This window comes from Pseudomonas sp. NY15364, assembly GCF_048068235.1.
Lineage (GTDB): Bacteria > Pseudomonadota > Gammaproteobacteria > Pseudomonadales > Pseudomonadaceae > Aquipseudomonas > Aquipseudomonas mendocina_D.
Map to the genome: position 1 here is coordinate 29,212 of NZ_JBLUPX010000032.1, position 14,391 is coordinate 43,602.

At 61.8% G+C, this 14,391-nt stretch carries 13 protein-coding genes; 5 read left to right on the forward strand and 8 right to left on the reverse strand.

Annotated features, from left to right (window positions below; genetic code table 11):
* Positions 1 to 9 precede the first annotated feature (9 nt).
* Together ACNFCJ_RS20340 and ACNFCJ_RS20345 are read left to right on the forward strand one after the other, a co-directional pair.
* Positions 10 to 1,074, forward strand: coding sequence for an FUSC family protein (locus ACNFCJ_RS20340; protein ID WP_416773263.1), 1,065 nt, complete (start codon positions 10 to 12; stop codon positions 1,072 to 1,074).
* A gap of 70 nt (positions 1,075 to 1,144) precedes the next feature.
* Positions 1,145 to 4,096, forward strand: a complete 2,952-nt coding sequence (locus tag ACNFCJ_RS20345; RefSeq protein ID WP_416773264.1) for an HD domain-containing phosphohydrolase — start codon at positions 1,145 to 1,147, stop codon at positions 4,094 to 4,096.
* Between the two features lie 134 nt (positions 4,097 to 4,230).
* Here ACNFCJ_RS20345 and ACNFCJ_RS20350 read toward each other — a convergent pair whose 3' ends face one another.
* Positions 4,231 to 4,572, reverse strand: a complete 342-nt coding sequence (locus ACNFCJ_RS20350) for a YggL family protein (protein WP_045735171.1) — start codon at positions 4,570 to 4,572, stop codon at positions 4,231 to 4,233.
* Positions 4,573 to 4,819: 247 nt separating this feature from the next.
* On the opposite strand from ACNFCJ_RS20350, the gene dacB reads away from it, so the two are divergent.
* Entirely contained in the window at positions 4,820 to 6,256 is a 1,437-nt protein-coding gene (dacB, locus tag ACNFCJ_RS20355) for a D-alanyl-D-alanine carboxypeptidase/D-alanyl-D-alanine-endopeptidase (RefSeq protein ID WP_416773266.1), read from the forward strand.
* A 72-nt stretch (positions 6,257 to 6,328) separates the two neighbouring features.
* Here dacB and rlmKL read toward each other — a convergent pair whose 3' ends face one another.
* Positions 6,329 to 8,509: a bifunctional 23S rRNA (guanine(2069)-N(7))-methyltransferase RlmK/23S rRNA (guanine(2445)-N(2))-methyltransferase RlmL gene (gene rlmKL, locus ACNFCJ_RS20360; RefSeq protein ID WP_416773267.1), complete on the reverse strand. Its 2,181-nt coding sequence runs from the start codon at positions 8,507 to 8,509 to the stop codon at positions 6,329 to 6,331.
* Between the two features lie 416 nt (positions 8,510 to 8,925).
* Here rlmKL and rmf point away from each other — a divergent pair, with 416 nt between their 5' ends.
* Positions 8,926 to 9,141, forward strand: coding sequence for a ribosome modulation factor (gene rmf, locus ACNFCJ_RS20365; protein WP_003244273.1), 216 nt, complete (start codon positions 8,926 to 8,928; stop codon positions 9,139 to 9,141).
* 81 nt (positions 9,142 to 9,222) lie between these two features.
* On the opposite strand, the gene ACNFCJ_RS20370 is transcribed toward rmf, so the two are convergent.
* Complete coding sequence (locus ACNFCJ_RS20370) at positions 9,223 to 10,245, reverse strand: quinone-dependent dihydroorotate dehydrogenase (protein ID WP_416773269.1); 1,023 nt, start codon at positions 10,243 to 10,245, stop codon at positions 9,223 to 9,225.
* 86 nt (positions 10,246 to 10,331) lie between these two features.
* Positions 10,332 to 10,553: a DUF2835 domain-containing protein gene (locus ACNFCJ_RS20375; protein ID WP_125874293.1), complete on the reverse strand. Its 222-nt coding sequence runs from the start codon at positions 10,551 to 10,553 to the stop codon at positions 10,332 to 10,334.
* Positions 10,554 to 10,697: 144 nt separating this feature from the next.
* On the opposite strand from ACNFCJ_RS20375, the gene ACNFCJ_RS20380 reads away from it, so the two are divergent.
* Complete coding sequence (locus ACNFCJ_RS20380; RefSeq protein WP_416773271.1) at positions 10,698 to 11,579, forward strand: DUF6685 family protein; 882 nt, start codon at positions 10,698 to 10,700, stop codon at positions 11,577 to 11,579.
* A gap of 13 nt (positions 11,580 to 11,592) precedes the next feature.
* On the opposite strand, the gene recX is transcribed toward ACNFCJ_RS20380, so the two are convergent.
* The 4 genes from recX to ACNFCJ_RS20400 form a co-directional block, all read right to left on the reverse strand.
* On the reverse strand, positions 11,593 to 12,054 hold the full coding sequence (gene recX, locus ACNFCJ_RS20385) for a recombination regulator RecX (RefSeq protein WP_343349669.1): 462 nt from the start codon (positions 12,052 to 12,054) through the stop codon (positions 11,593 to 11,595).
* A gap of 11 nt (positions 12,055 to 12,065) precedes the next feature.
* On the reverse strand, positions 12,066 to 13,109 hold the full coding sequence (gene recA / locus ACNFCJ_RS20390) for a recombinase RecA (protein ID WP_106734992.1): 1,044 nt from the start codon (positions 13,107 to 13,109) through the stop codon (positions 12,066 to 12,068).
* Positions 13,110 to 13,196: 87 nt separating this feature from the next.
* Complete coding sequence (locus ACNFCJ_RS20395; RefSeq protein ID WP_416773272.1) at positions 13,197 to 13,697, reverse strand: CinA family protein; 501 nt, start codon at positions 13,695 to 13,697, stop codon at positions 13,197 to 13,199.
* A 453-nt stretch (positions 13,698 to 14,150) separates the two neighbouring features.
* A partial coding sequence (locus ACNFCJ_RS20400) for a DUF2514 family protein (RefSeq protein WP_416773274.1) occupies positions 14,151 to 14,391 on the reverse strand: 241 nt, incomplete at its 5' end.

Sequence of the window (14,391 nt, forward strand, 5' to 3'; positions counted from 1 at the left end):
AAACAGCGCATGAAGAACCTGATTCGCAACAGTTTCACCTGGCATGCCGGCCCACCGGCCTGGGGCCCTGCCGTGGTCGCGGTGCTGGGCTGCGCCCTGCCGCTGGTGCTGGGCCTGTTCACTGCTCACAGTGGTTTTCTCTGGGCCTCGGCAGGTGCTTTTCAGGCCGCCCAGGCCAACCCGCTGCACCGCTTCGGCATGCTGCGCATGCTGCTGCTCACCGGCCTGGGTGCCTGCAGTGCCGGCCTGGGTTTCTGGGTGGCTAGTCACCCCCTGCTCAGCCTGTGCATTTTTGCAGCGTTCGGCCTGCTGCTGGCCTGGCTGCAACGCTTCGGTAGCGAAGCCGGCAAGCTGGGTATCGGCCTGAGCATCTGCCTGTGCCTTGGCCAGGGTCAGTTCGGCATCGGCAATCTGCACAATCCCTACGCAGTGGCCACGCTGTTCATCCTCGGCGGGCTCTGGGTCATGCTGCTGGCCTTCGGCCTGCGCGGCCTGCATGGTCTGCGCATGTGGCCGTACATGCCGCGCTTTCTCGCCATTCTCAAAGTACTCAAGCGCCACGCGCAACGCCTGCCGCGCCAACAGTGGCGCCTGCACGCCCTGGCGTGCATGCTGGCTTTCGCCGCCTCGGGGCTGATCGTCAACCTGGCCGGTCTGTCGCGCGGCTATTGGTTGACCCTGACCGTCATCAGCACGCTGCAACTGGAATTCCAGGGCAGCCTGGTGCGCGCCCTGCAGGCCAGCCTGGCCAGCCTCGCCGCCGCCGGCCTACTGATCATCTTCGGCCACAGCCTGCAGAGCCCACCGATGATGGTGATGACCCTGCTGGCGCTGGTGTTTCTCAGCCGTGCACTGCAGGCCAATCACTACGGCCTGTTCGTGCTGCAGACCAGCCTGTGTTTCGTGCTCCTGGCCGAGAGCCTGTCGCATGACTGGCACCTTGCCGAGGTTCGCCTGCTCAACGCACTGATCGGCGTCGCCCTGACCCTGACCATCGCCTTGCTGGTGCATGGCCTGCGCCTGCAACTGAACAAACCGGGCAAGCCCGAAGAGAGTTCGCAACAGCCTTTATAACGATTAGGCAGATTCGCCCACACTTCACTATGCTGTTGGAGCCTGCAGCGCCAGCAAGGAGTGAAGTGCGATGGCCAATACAGCGGTTGCGCGCGAACGCCGTTTTCCCCTGCATGTTCATATCAGCGTCCTGGTCACCTTGCTGCTGCTGTTCACCGGCGTGGTACTGGGGCTATTCAACTATCAGCAGACCAGCCAACTGATCTTCTCCAGCAGCTCGACCCTGTTCGAGCGCATCCAGCACGACGTGCAGAAGGATCTGGATAGCACCTACCGACCGATACGCCATCTGCTCAGCCTACTGGCGCTGCACCCTGCCACTCAGGCCGATACGCTGGACGAACGCCTGGAAATGCTGCCGCTGTTCGTCCAGGCCCTGCGCGACAACCCCAAGCTGGCCTCGATCTACCTGGGTTATGAAGATGGTGATTTCTTCATGGTCAGACCGCTGCGCAGCGACATGCTCAAGCAACGCTTCGACGCGCCGGACAAAGCCGCCTACCAGGTCTGGGCCATCGACCGCAGCAGCGTCGGTACCGAGAGCGACTACCTGTTCTATGACGGCTCGTTGAACCCGCTCAACCGCCGGCAGAACCTCAGCGAACCCTATGATCCGAGGCAACGCGAGTGGTTCAAGCGCGCCCGTGGCGACGGTGGGCAGATCACCACCGCCCCCTACCTGTTCTTCTCCACCCAGGAAATCGGCACTACCCTGGCCAGGCGCAGCGGCCTGACCACGGTGATCGGCGCGGATCTGACCCTGGATGATCTATCCGCCACCCTGGCCAGCCACCGCGTCACCCCCAACACCCAGGTGGTGCTTGCTGACAGCGATGGCAACGCCGTGGCCTACCCCGAGAGCAGCCGTCTGCTCAAGGAGGTCGACGGCAAGGTATCGCTGGTCAAGGTCAGCGAGCTCAACCCTGCCCTGGGTGAACTGCTGGCGGGTCAGTTGAACGAACAGGGCGAAGGCGTAATCGAGCTGGCCAAGCAACGCTGGGCCATGGCCCATCGCCACATCCAGGAAGGCGGCCCGCAAGGTTTGCATCTGGCGCTGCTGGTCCCCGAGCGGGAACTGCTGGCCGAGGCCTACCGCATACTCTGGCAGGGTGCCCTGATCACCCTCACCACCTTGTTGCTGTGCCTACCCCTGGGCTGGCTGACCTCGCGCCTGGTGGTCAAACCGCTGCGCAGCCTGGTGCAGGAGGCGCAGGCCATCCGCCGCTTCGACTTCGCCTACCCGGCCAGCGGGCGCTCACCGATTCTCGAAGTCGACCAGTTGGCTGTGTCCATGAGCAGCATGAAGGACACTCTGTCGAGCTTCCTCGACATCGCCGCCAGCCTGTCTGCGGAAACCCAGTTCGAAGCACTGATCAAACGCGTGATGGACGCTACCGTCTCCATCAGCGAGGCCCAGGGCGGCCTGCTCTACCTGCTGGACAACGACAGCGGACGCCTGGAGCCCCATGGGCTGATCCTCGACGGTCAGAGCCGCAACCTCGCCGACCTCGGCATCCACGGCCTGGCCCATGACGACCCAACCCTGCCCACCTGGTTACAACGCCCGGCCAGCGGTGGTAACAGCATCGCCACGTCCATCGGCTTCGATCAGGCGGGGAAATTCCAGGGGCTGCTGTCGGCCATGGACAGCCCGCGCCTGCACCTGATCGCGGCCGGCCTGCACAACCGTCAGGGCGACACCGTCGGCGTGCTGGTGCTGCTGCAACGTGACACCGGCGAGAACAGCGATAGCATGCTCAGCCCCGACCGTGTCGCCTTCGTAGATGCCGTCTCAGGCAGTGCCGCGCTGTGCATCGAGAGCCAGCGTCTGCTGGCCAGGCAGAAGCAGTTGCTCGATGCCTTCATCCAGCTGATCGCCGGCGCTATCGACGCCAAGAGTCCCTATACCGGCGGCCACTGTCAGCGCGTACCGGAAATCACCCTGATGCTGGCGCGCGCCGCTGCCGAGAGCGACGCCCCCGAGTTTCGTGATTACAACCCGAGCGACGAAGAATGGGAGGCGCTGCATATCGCCGCCTGGCTGCATGACTGTGGCAAGGTCACCACGCCGGAATACGTGGTCGACAAGGCGACCAAACTGGAAACCCTGTACGACCGCATTCACGAAGTGCGCATGCGTTTCGAGGTGCTCAAGCGCGATGCCTGGATCGCCTATTGGCGTGCCCGCACCGAAGGTGGCGAGGAGGCGGAGCTGGCCAGGCTACGCGACCAGTTGCTGAGCGATCTGGACGACGAGTTCGCCTTCATCGCCCGCATCAACCTGGGCGGCGAGGCCATGGCCGATGCCGACCAGGCGCGCCTGCAGCAGATCGCCGAACGCCGCTGGCTACGCACCCTGGACAATCGCCTGGGCGTGTCCTGGGAGGAAGCCAAGCGCCTGGAGCGCTCGACACCTGCAAGCCTGCCGGTGGAAGAACCGCTGCTCGCCGACCGCCCCGAGCACCTGATCGAGCGAGTGGGCCAGGAGGTGATCGCACCGGACAATCCCTGGGGCTTCAAGCTGGAAGTGCCGCCGCACAAGTTCAACCGCGGCGAGTTGCACAACCTGAGCATCGCCCGCGGCACGTTGACGGCCGAGGAGCGCTACATCATCAATCATCACATCGTGCAGACCATCCTGATGCTCGACCACCTGCCCTTCCCCAAGCATCTGCAGAACGTCACCGAGATCGCCGGTGGGCACCACGAGAAGATGGACGGCAGCGGCTATCCCAAACGCCTGACGCGCGAGCAAATGAGCCTGCCGGCACGCATGATGGCAATCGCCGATATCTTCGAAGCACTGACGGCGGTGGATCGCCCCTACAAGAAAGGCAAGACGCTGTCGGAGGCGCTGAACATCATGGTCGGCATGTGCAAGGGCGCGCACATCGACCCGCAGCTGTTCGCGCTGTTCATTCGCGCTGGCATCTATCGGCGCTACGCCGAACGTTTCATGCAGCCCGAACAGATCGATCAGGTGGACGAACAGATGGTCTTGGAAAAGGCAGGAGTGCTGTAGGAGCGAGCTCTGCTCGCGAAACGTTGGTCAACGCTTCGACTCGAGAGCAGAGCCGCTCCTGCAGTCAGGTATCAGGCCATGGCCGGATCAGCCAAAGCTGAGGCGGCGCCTGGGAACCCGGCGCCGAGTAGCGATCAAGCCTGGTTGATCGGGTTTTCCGGGTACCAGACGTCCTGCAGCGGGCTGAGCTCGAACTTCTCCAGTTCGTCACGGCCTTTCAGCCAGGCCTCAACGGCAGCACGCTGCTCCTCGTTGACCGAGCCACGCTTGGCCAGGCAGACCAGACCGAAGTCTTCGCCACCGACGTAATCCAGACCATTGCCTGCGATGGCCTGATCGAGGAACTGATCGACGAAATCGTCGAGGGTCTGATCGCTCAGGTCAGCCTTGAAGTTCAGGGTCAGCTCGAAGCCCAGCTCCTGGAATTCATCGACACAGAGCTTCTTGCGCAGACGGCGGGAACGGTTGGTCGCCATGAAACAATCCTCAAAGGTAATAACGCGCAGCACTCTAGCAGTTTCGCAGGCAGAGCGCCCGCTTTGTGTCGCCCGGCAGCCCATCGAACATATTGAACGCCAGCTGTTTGCAGTGACTGTTTTTAAATAGACGAGGCCGACTGCAAGCCGGTTCTTGCTGCATAATGCCGGCAACTTTTCCCCGAGTCGGACTGTCGTTTGTCTGTCTCCCTCGTTACTCCCGCCTGACTGCGGAAGGTTCTTGTCGATGATCCAGCGGTTTCGCCAACTGGCGCTGAGCGCCCTGCTTCTCCCCCTCGCCTTGTCCTGCCACGCTGCCAGCGCCGCACTCCCCGCCAAGGTCGAGCAGGCCCTGAAGGCCAACAAGATTTCCAACAACTCGCTGTCGGTGATGACCGTGCCTCTGGGCGGCCAGGCTGGCGGCCTGCAGTTCAATGCTGATGTTTCGGTCAACCCGGCCTCGACCATGAAGCTGGTGACCACTTACGCAGCATTGGAATTGCTGGGACCCAACCATCAGTGGAAGACCGAGTTCTATGCCGACGGCCCGCTGAAGGATGGCGTGCTGCATGGCAACCTCTACCTCAAGGGTGGCGGTGACCCGAAACTGAACATGGAGAAGCTCTGGCTGTTGCTGCGCGACCTGCGCATCAATGGCGTGCGCCAGGTTCAAGGGGACCTGGTGCTTGATCGCAGCTTTTTCGTCGCTCCGCAATTGCCGGCGTTCAACGACGATGGCGGCGACGCCAACAAGCCGTTCCTAGTGAAGCCCGACTCGCTGCTGGTCAACCTCAAGGCGCAACGTTTCATCACCCGCGCCGAAGACGGCAAGGTGAGCATCGCCATGGACCCGCCCATCGCCTCGATCCGTATCGATAACCAGGTCCGCCTGCTCAAGGCCGCAAAGTGCCCATCCTGGCCCGACATTCGCTACAACGCAGTGGATCAGTTCGACGGCACCACACTGATCGTCAGTGGCCAACTGGCCGAAGGCTGCAGCGCGCAGACCTACCTGTCGTTGCTCGACCACCCCAGCTACGCAGCTGGCGCGGTACGCGGCATCTGGCAGGAACTGGGCGGCAAGATCCTCGGCAAGGACCGCCAGGGCCCCGTCCCGGAAGACGCCCGCATGCTGGTACGCGCCTTCTCGCCCGATGTGGTGGAGATCGTCCGCGACATCAACAAGTACAGCAACAACACCATGGCACGGCAGTTGTTCCTCAGCATCGGCGCACAGTTCCGTACCGAAGCCGACAAGGATGACTCCATGGCCGCGCAGCGCGTCATCCGCAATTGGCTGGCACGCAAGGGCATCACAGCACCGCATCTGGTGATGGAGAATGGCTCCGGCCTGTCGCGCGCCGAGCGCATCAGCGCACGGGAAATGGCGCTGATACTCCAGGCGGCCTGGCGCAGCCCTTACGCTGCCGAGTTCCGCAGCTCGATGCCGCTGGTGGCAATGGACGGCACCATGCGTCGACGCCTGCAGCGCACGCCGCTAGTAGGTGAGGCGCACATCAAAACCGGCACCCTGAATAACGTGCGCGCCATCGCCGGCTACAGTCGCGACAGCAATGGCCAGGACTGGGCCGTGGTCGCCATCCTCAACGACCCCAAACCCTGGGGAGCCACCTCGATTCTCGATCAGGTGTTGCTGGAAACCTACAAACAGCCCAAGCGCTGACGATTTTTGTAGCCCGGACACAATCCGGGGGTTTTCATGAACCAGACCCCTGATTGTGTCCTAGCGATGTAATCAGCGGGCGGTGAAACGCCAGGCGCGGTGGATCTTCGGGTTGCGGGCGAAGTCCGGGTCCAGCGTCTGCGCGCTGATTTCTTCGACCTGATAGCGCGCCACCAGGCTCTCATCCAGCTGGAACTTGCGGAAGTTGTTGGAGAAGTACAGAACGCCGCCACGGGCCAGACGCGCCATGGCCAGGTCGAGCAGCTCGACGTGGTCACGCTGCACATCGAATACACCTTCCATGCGCTTGGAGTTGGAGAAGGTCGGCGGGTCGATGAAGATCAACTCGTACTCACCACGATCCTCTCCCAGCCAGGCCATCACGTCACCCTGCTCCAGACGGTGCTTGTCGGAAAAACCGTTGAGCGCGAGATTACGCCGCGCCCAGTCCAGATAGGTTTTTGACAGATCGACGCTGGTGGTGCTGCGCGCGCCGCCCTTGGCCGCGTGCACGGTGGCCGTCGCGGTGTAACAGAACAGGTTGAGGAACCGCTTGCCGGCCGCCTCACGCTGCAGACGTAGGCGCAACGGGCGGTGATCGAGAAACAGCCCGGTATCCAGATAATCGGTGAGGTTGACCAGCAGCTTGACCCCACCTTCGTTCACTTCCATGAACTCGCCCTGCGCCGCCTGACGCTGATACTGCTTGGTACCGGCCTGGCGTTCACGACGCTTGATGACCACACGACTCTGAGCCACGCCCAGCGCCTGCGGGATTGCCGCCAGGGCATCGAGCAGGCGTGCCTGCGCCTTGTCCGGGTCGATCGAACGCGGCGCGGCATATTCCTGAACATGCACGTAGTCGCGGTACAGATCGACTGCCACGGCATACTCGGGCATGTCGGCATCGTACAGCCGATAGCACTCGACACCTTCGCGGCGTGCCCACTTACCCAGTTGTTTGAGATTCTTCTGCAGACGATTGGCGAACATCTGCCCGCCTTCGGACAGACGCGCCTGTTGCGGCGCATCCTGCGCTGGCTCTTGATCGTCTTCACGCGCACGCCGCTCACCGGTAACGAACTGCTCGGTCTGCACCTTGATCAACAACAGTTTGCAGGGCAGTGCGCCGTTCCAGAACGCGTACTGCTTGTGGCTGCGCAGGCCCATGCGTTTGCCCAGTTCGGGCGCGCCGGTAAATACCGCCGCTTCCCACCCCAGGCAGGCCTGGCGCAGGCGCTCGCCGAGGTTCTGATAGAGATACAACAGGCTGGCTTCGTCGCCCAGGCGCTCGCCATAAGGCGGGTTGCTGATCACCAGGCCCTTCTGATTCTGGTCCGGGCACGGCTCGAAACTGCCCAGCTCGCCCTGATAGATTTTCACCCAGTCGGACAGACCGGCGCGCTCGACGTTGTTGCGCCCAGGCTGGATAAGCCGCGGATCGGCTTCGTAACCACGAATCCACAACGGCGGCTTGGCCAGACCCGCTGCCGCGCGCTGCTCGGCTTCGGCGTGCAGCTTCTTCCAGATTGCCGGCACGTGGCCGAGCCAGTTGGAGAAGCCCCAGCGTTCACGTTTGAGATTGGGGGCGATATCGGCTGCCATCAACGCCGCCTCCACCAGGAAGGTGCCCACACCGCACATCGGGTCAGCCAGGGCGCCACCCTCAGCGGCAATGCGCGGCCAACCGGCACGGATCAACACCGCCGCAGCCAGGTTCTCCTTCAGCGGCGCAGCACCCTGCTGCAGGCGATAACCGCGCTGATGCAGGCTATGACCGGAAAGGTCCAGAGAAAGCACCGCCTCACCGCGGTCCAGGCGCAGATGCACGCGCAGGTCCGGGTTGAGCTTGTCGATGCTGGGCCGCTCGCCGCCCGCGGTACGCAACCGGTCGACAATAGCGTCCTTGACCTTGAGTGCACCGAAGTGGGTGTTGTCGATACCCGAACCGTTGCCACTGAACTCCACTGCCAGGCTGCCGGACGGCTCCAGATGGTCTCTCCAGTCGATCGCCTGCACGCCGTCATAAAGCTCGTCGGCGTTGTTCATGGCAAAACGCGACAGCACCAACAGCACGCGGTTGGCCAGGCGCGACCACAGGCACAGCCGATAAGCCACTTCGATTTCAGCGTGGCCGCGGATCGCAGCCGTTTGCTCGCGCGCTTCTTCCAGCCCCAGCGCCCTGGCCTCTTCCAGCAACAGCCCTTCGAGCCCCTTGGGGCAGGTCAGCACGATTTCGTAACGATCAGACATGGATGTTCCACTGCCTATGGCAATCAGAGAGGTGCGGCGGCGCACCTCGACTCAAAATAAGTGACAAAAGGTCACAGCGCGACCCTTCGTCGGAATAAGCAAGCACTCTCATTTGCACTAGCAAAATGACGGTATCGGCTCGCATAGCCAGATACGACGGCGTCTGGCTGAAAGGTGCTGGACGTATCTCCAGCGTCCTTATGGCCTCACCTGCATTTAGGTTACGCCCTTATGACAAATCGATCATTCACAGGCCTCGGTGCATTCGTTAGAACACTACCTAGGGCTTTCGCTGCAACGGCGAAGGCACAGAAAGTTCGCCACGCCGGCAGCGGACTTTCGCAGGCAGAAGATTTCTGCCCGGCCTTGCCACAAGGCCAACGGGACATAACAGTCAACAGTGAGGGCAACACCCTATGAGAAGACTTAAGCGTGATCCGTTAGAAAGAGCTTTTTTGCGCGGCTATCAGTACGGCATCAATGGTAAATCCCGCGAACTTTGCCCCTTCACCCTACCTTCGGTTCGTCAGGCCTGGCTCAATGGCTGGCGTGAGGGCCGTGGTGACAACTGGGATGGGCTGACCGGCACGGCCGGTATTCATCGACTCAACGAACTTCACGCTGTCGGCTAATACAGGATCACTCCCGACTTCACCATGCCGACCCCCTCCGGGCGGCGGGCGCAAGCCCAAGGGCTCCTTCGGGAGCCCTATTTATTTGCGCAACGCGGCAATAGCATCCACCGCTTCGCGAATCAGCGCCGGCCCCTTGTAGATGAACCCCGAATAGATCTGTACCAGACTCGCCCCAGCAGCGATCTTCTCCGCAGCGTGCTTGCCCTCGGTGATACCGCCGACCGCAATGATCGGCAGGCGGCCGGACAACTCAGCAGCCAGTACCTTGACGATGTGCGTGCTCTTGTCACGCACCGGTGCGCCCGACAAGCCACCCGCCTCGTCACCATGAGCCAGCCCCTCCACACCTTCACGGCTGAGGGTTGTGTTGGTGGCGATCACCGCATCCATATCCGCGCCCAATAGCGCAGAAGCGACCAACGCGGTCTCTTCATCGCTCATGTCAGGGGCAATCTTGATCGCCAGTGGCACGCGTTTGCCATGCTCCTGGGCCAGATCTTCCTGACGACGACGCAGCGCCTCGAGCAACTCCTTCAACGAATCACCGAACTGCAGACTGCGCAGCCCTGGCGTATTGGGCGAGCTGACGTTGACCGTGACGTAACTGGCGTGGGCATAGACCTTGCCCAGACAAGCCAGGTAATCATCCACTGCCCGCTCGACCGGCGTATCGAAGTTCTTGCCGATGTTGATACCCAGCACACCCTTGAACTTCGCTGCCTTGACCCGCTCGAGCAAATGATCGACGCCACGGTTGTTGAAGCCCATGCGATTGATCACCGCCTCGGCTTCCGGCAAACGAAACAGTCGTGGCTTGGGGTTACCCGGCTGCGGACGTGGGGTCACGGTGCCGATCTCGACGAAACCGAAGCCCAACTGGGCGAAACCATCGATGGCATCGCCATTCTTGTCCAAGCCCGCCGCCAGACCGACCGGATTGGCGAACTGCAAACCCATCACGTTTACCGGCAGGCTGGCCGGCGCCTTGGTCAGCAGGCCGTTGAGCCCCAGCCGACCACCAGCACCGATCAGATCGATGGACAGCTCATGGGAAGTTTCCGGGGACAGTTTGAACAGCAGCTCGCGGGCCAGGGAGTACATGATCAGGCTCAGCTCGACAGGTAGAGGGTTGGCAGCCGGCGATTATAGCCGCGCAGGCAGCTTCGGCGCGAGGCAAGTGCGCCAGATCACTCCAAAGGGCGTAAGCTCAGTAACTCGCCGGAGCTATTGAATTCCAGCACGAAGGAACCAAAGATGCCGGCGTGCGTCAAATACGGCCGCAAATGATGGGCCGGCAAACTGACGCGGCGCCCATCCCGGCTTTGCGCCATAATCCGGTTGGCCTGGCCACGATAGATGGCCTGCAATCGTTCGGCCGATAACGCAATATCCAGCACCAAGCTGGGCATGGAGGCACCCTCGCAAATGAATGCGGCTATTTTGCCACAGACCTGTAACGCGACAGGCACTCACGCGCCGCGCTACGCTATATGGGCAATAGCCATCCGCGTCTGCCACACTGCAGCAGACGCTTCAGGAACGATCTGCCGGCCATGAGCCTGTCCGAATCCTCAACTCTCAGCAGCCGCCTGGCTGCACTGGCTCAGCGCATGGGCCTGCTCGGCCGCAGCTCACGGCAGATATTCGCCAGAGCCAGCGCCTTGCGCCTGCCATTCAAACCCTTGCCAGCAGCGGTCGAAAGTATTGGCTGGCACGACGGCCCGCAACTGCAGCTTCTGCTCAACCTGCCTCGCGGCGCACTTTCCGGCCCGGTGCAGGAAGACAAAGCACAGGCCCACTCCGCACTGACTCAAGTAGTGGAAGCGCAAACGCAGCAACTGCAATCGTTCGATCTGCGCCTGATCGATGGCTTCGCCTGTCCTTGTCCGGTACCAGGCTACGTGAACTTCGAAGACTACGCGGCAAGCGAACACTGCAAGCAGGTGCGCATCATCAGCTACAAGGATTTCGTCAAGACCGTCAGCCAGGCGTTGCCGCGATTTCTCGCCGGCGAGCCGATAGAGCTGCGTCAAGCCAGCTGGCGCGGCTCACGCACCTTCTGGTCAGGGGAGATGCACGGCGAAGCCTTCGCCGGAGCAATCGCCTATGCGCGCAGACGCGAACTGGAAGTGCTGCTGCCAGCCAATCTGGTTCGCTATCGCTTGAATGAAGCGGGCCTGGACAACCTGCAAAATCGCTATCACGTACTTGCCATGCCAGAGGCGGCGTGGAGTGATCCCAGCTTCATGGGGCTGCTTCTGGACAACGGCATCCCTTATGCACGCCTGTCGCTACTGAAGAAAGCCGGCACCCCGGAGTTCCTCCTCCTGCCCAAAGAGCATCAGGAAGCCACTGCACTTGGCGAAGGGTTGCGCCTGGCCGGCGCACCAGACGTGCCGAGCCATCTACGCCAGTTGGCCATCCAGCCAGCCTAAGCAGACTGGCGCGCTATTCATCGCAACCGCGCAACAGACGCCCGATCATATCCAGCGAATAACCACGATAGGCCAGAAACCGGCCTTGCTGAGCACGCTCTCGAGCATCCTCAGGAAGCCGACTGGCAAACTTGCGCTGCCAAGTTTCACGCAACTGCTCGAACCAGTCGATACCACTTTCACGCAGAGCCTGATCGACATCGCTACGCGCAAGCCCACGCTGGCCGAGCTCCTCGCGAATACGCAACGGCCCGTAGCCAGCGCGCGCACGATAAGCGACGAAACTTTCCAGATAGCGGGCCTCGGATAACAAGCCCTCCTCCGATAGCCGCTGCAAAGCCGCGTCGATCATGTCCTCGGAGGCGCCACGCTTGCGCAACTTGCGCGCAAGCTCGACACGTCCATGTTCACGCCGCGCCAGTAGATCCATGGCCGCCCGCCTGACGGCGAGCGGGTTATCCAGTACGACGGTCATGCTCTGACGGCTTAGAAGTCGACTTCAGCATCAGCCAGATCGGCAGCCGGAGCCTTGGCTGGAGTGCTGCTGACCAGCAGCTTCTCGCGAATGAGACCTTCGATCTCGCGCGCCACTTCCTGATTGTCTTCCAGGTACTTGGCCGCATTGGCCTTGCCCTGACCGATCTTGTTGCCCTTGTAGCTGTACCAGGCACCCGACTTCTCGACCAGGCCCTGTTGCACGCCGAGATCGATGATCTCGCCATTACGGTAGATGCCTTTGCCATAAAGGATCTGGAACTCAGCCTGGCGGAAAGGTGGCGCGACCTTGTTCTTGACGATCTTCACGCGGGTTTCGCTGCCCACGACCTCTTCGCCTTCCTTCACCGCACCAGTACGGCGGATATCCAGACGAACCGAGGAGTAGAACTTCAGGGCGTTACCACCAGTGGTGGTTTCCGGGCTACCGAACATCACGCCGATCTTCATACGAATCTGGTTGATGAAGATCACCAGGCAGTTGGCGTTCTTGATGTTACCGGTGATCTTGCGCAGCGCCTGGCTCATCAGACGCGCCTGCAGACCTACGTGCATGTCACCCATCTCGCCTTCGATTTCCGCCTTGGGCACCAGAGCTGCTACGGAGTCGACGATGATCACGTCGATGGCGTTGGAGCGCACCAGCATGTCGGTGATTTCCAGCGCCTGCTCACCAGTGTCCGGCTGCGATACCAGCAGATCATCGACGTTGACGCCGAGCTTGCCGGCATAATCCGGGTCGAGCGCATGCTCGGCATCGACGAAGGCACAGGTGGCGCCAAGCTTCTGCGCTTCGGCGATTACCGACAGGGTCAACGTGGTCTTACCAGAGGATTCCGGGCCGTAGATCTCGACAATACGGCCTTTTGGCAAACCGCCGATGCCCAGCGCGATATCCAGCCCCAGCGAACCGGTGGAGATGGCCGGAATGGCCTGACGCTCATGGTCGCCCATGCGCATGACCGCACCCTTGCCGAACTGCTTCTCGATCTGACCCAGGGCAGCCGCCAACGCGCGCTTCTTGTTCTCGTCCATTACCATCCTCACGTATTAACAAGGGCCTCGAGGGCCGCCGACAACTGTATAAGTAGCCAGTATTATTCCACAGGGCAAGTCGCCCGCCTACCCCACAAGCGGATTTTCCTCCTCCAACAGGCGCAGAAGCCCCGCCAGAGCGGCCTCGACCGTTTGTCGGCGCACCTCATCGCGGTTACCAGCGAACTGCTTGCGCACACTGAAAAGACGCTCGTCATCGCCCCAGGCCAACCAGACGGTACCGACCGGTTTCTCCACAGAGCCACCGCCCGGCCCCGCCACCCCACTGACAGCCACCGCATAGCGCGCCCCGCTATTGGCCTGAGCGCCACGCACCATCGCTTCGACCACTTCGCGGCTGACGGCGCCCACATTGCAGAACAATTCGGCCGGAACTGCCAGTTGCTTACTCTTCTGTGCATTGGAATAGGTGACATAGCCGGCTTCGAACCAGGCCGAACAGCCGGGGATGCGCGTGATGGCCTCAGCGATACCACCTCCCGTGCACGACTCAGCCGTGGTGACTTGAGCCCCCTGCGTCTTCAGTGCCTCGCCCAGTAGCTCAGCCAACTCGCTGATTCTGTCCATATTCATACCTCCATCGTGAGCTACAAACCCTACACAGCTTGCACGGTCGATGGAAACCACAGACTCCGCCACCTGCGAAACGTTGCGCAGGAACAAGAAAGACTCAGGCAGGAAGGCGACGCGGGGGTTCCGACCAGAGACGCCATTCCAGGCCGGACATAGATACCCGGCTGAGTCCGAATCAACAACGAATCGCACCCACGCAACGGTCGAAGTATGGGAAAATTCTCGGCTTCGTCACACCCACGCACGTAAGGCCCGGCATGACCGATCTCTCCGCCCACACCCCGATGATGCAGCAGTAGCGGAACAACAGGCGTAAAGGCCGCGCAGCGCAAGGCGCAAACAGAATCTGTGTCTAATTGGCAATCGCGAGATAGCCAGCGTACAGGCCACTAAAACCGACACAGAAGCACCTAGTATTAGACACCCCGCATCGCCCGTCCTGGGCAACTACTCTCCCCTCAAACCGTCATACGCTTTCTCGCACGTCGCCCCGGCTATTCCTCGCTGGTCGGCAATGTCAGCATAGAGTCGAACAGCCTCTCCGAGCCGGCCGAGCACGTCGGCTCGCATTCGGGCTGCGTCTTCGGCTGCCTGGCCGAGCTGGGCAGTGATGGAATTGCCGGCGTCACGACTGCGTTGCTCAGCGGCTGCGAGGCGCTGCTGCAGGCGCTCAAGAGCGGTACCAGCG

Bases quoted from the DNA above. Each gene is read 5' to 3' on its own strand.
- ACNFCJ_RS20340 (WP_416773263.1), top strand. From the start codon at position 10: ATGAAGAACCTGATTCGCAACAGTTTCACCTGGCATGCCGGCCCACCG.
- ACNFCJ_RS20345 (WP_416773264.1), top strand. From the start codon at position 1,145: ATGGCCAATACAGCGGTTGCGCGCGAACGCCGTTTTCCCCTGCATGTT.
- ACNFCJ_RS20350 (WP_045735171.1), bottom strand. From the start codon at position 4,572: ATGGCGACCAACCGTTCCCGCCGTCTGCGCAAGAAGCTCTGTGTCGAT.
- dacB (WP_416773266.1), top strand. From the start codon at position 4,820: ATGATCCAGCGGTTTCGCCAACTGGCGCTGAGCGCCCTGCTTCTCCCC.
- rlmKL (WP_416773267.1), bottom strand. From the start codon at position 8,509: ATGTCTGATCGTTACGAAATCGTGCTGACCTGCCCCAAGGGGCTCGAA.
- rmf (WP_003244273.1), top strand. From the start codon at position 8,926: ATGAGAAGACTTAAGCGTGATCCGTTAGAAAGAGCTTTTTTGCGCGGC.
- ACNFCJ_RS20370 (WP_416773269.1), bottom strand. From the start codon at position 10,245: ATGTACTCCCTGGCCCGCGAGCTGCTGTTCAAACTGTCCCCGGAAACT.
- ACNFCJ_RS20375 (WP_125874293.1), bottom strand. From the start codon at position 10,553: ATGCCCAGCTTGGTGCTGGATATTGCGTTATCGGCCGAACGATTGCAG.
- ACNFCJ_RS20380 (WP_416773271.1), top strand. From the start codon at position 10,698: ATGAGCCTGTCCGAATCCTCAACTCTCAGCAGCCGCCTGGCTGCACTG.
- recX (WP_343349669.1), bottom strand. From the start codon at position 12,054: ATGACCGTCGTACTGGATAACCCGCTCGCCGTCAGGCGGGCGGCCATG.
- recA (WP_106734992.1), bottom strand. From the start codon at position 13,109: ATGGACGAGAACAAGAAGCGCGCGTTGGCGGCTGCCCTGGGTCAGATC.
- ACNFCJ_RS20395 (WP_416773272.1), bottom strand. From the start codon at position 13,697: ATGGACAGAATCAGCGAGTTGGCTGAGCTACTGGGCGAGGCACTGAAG.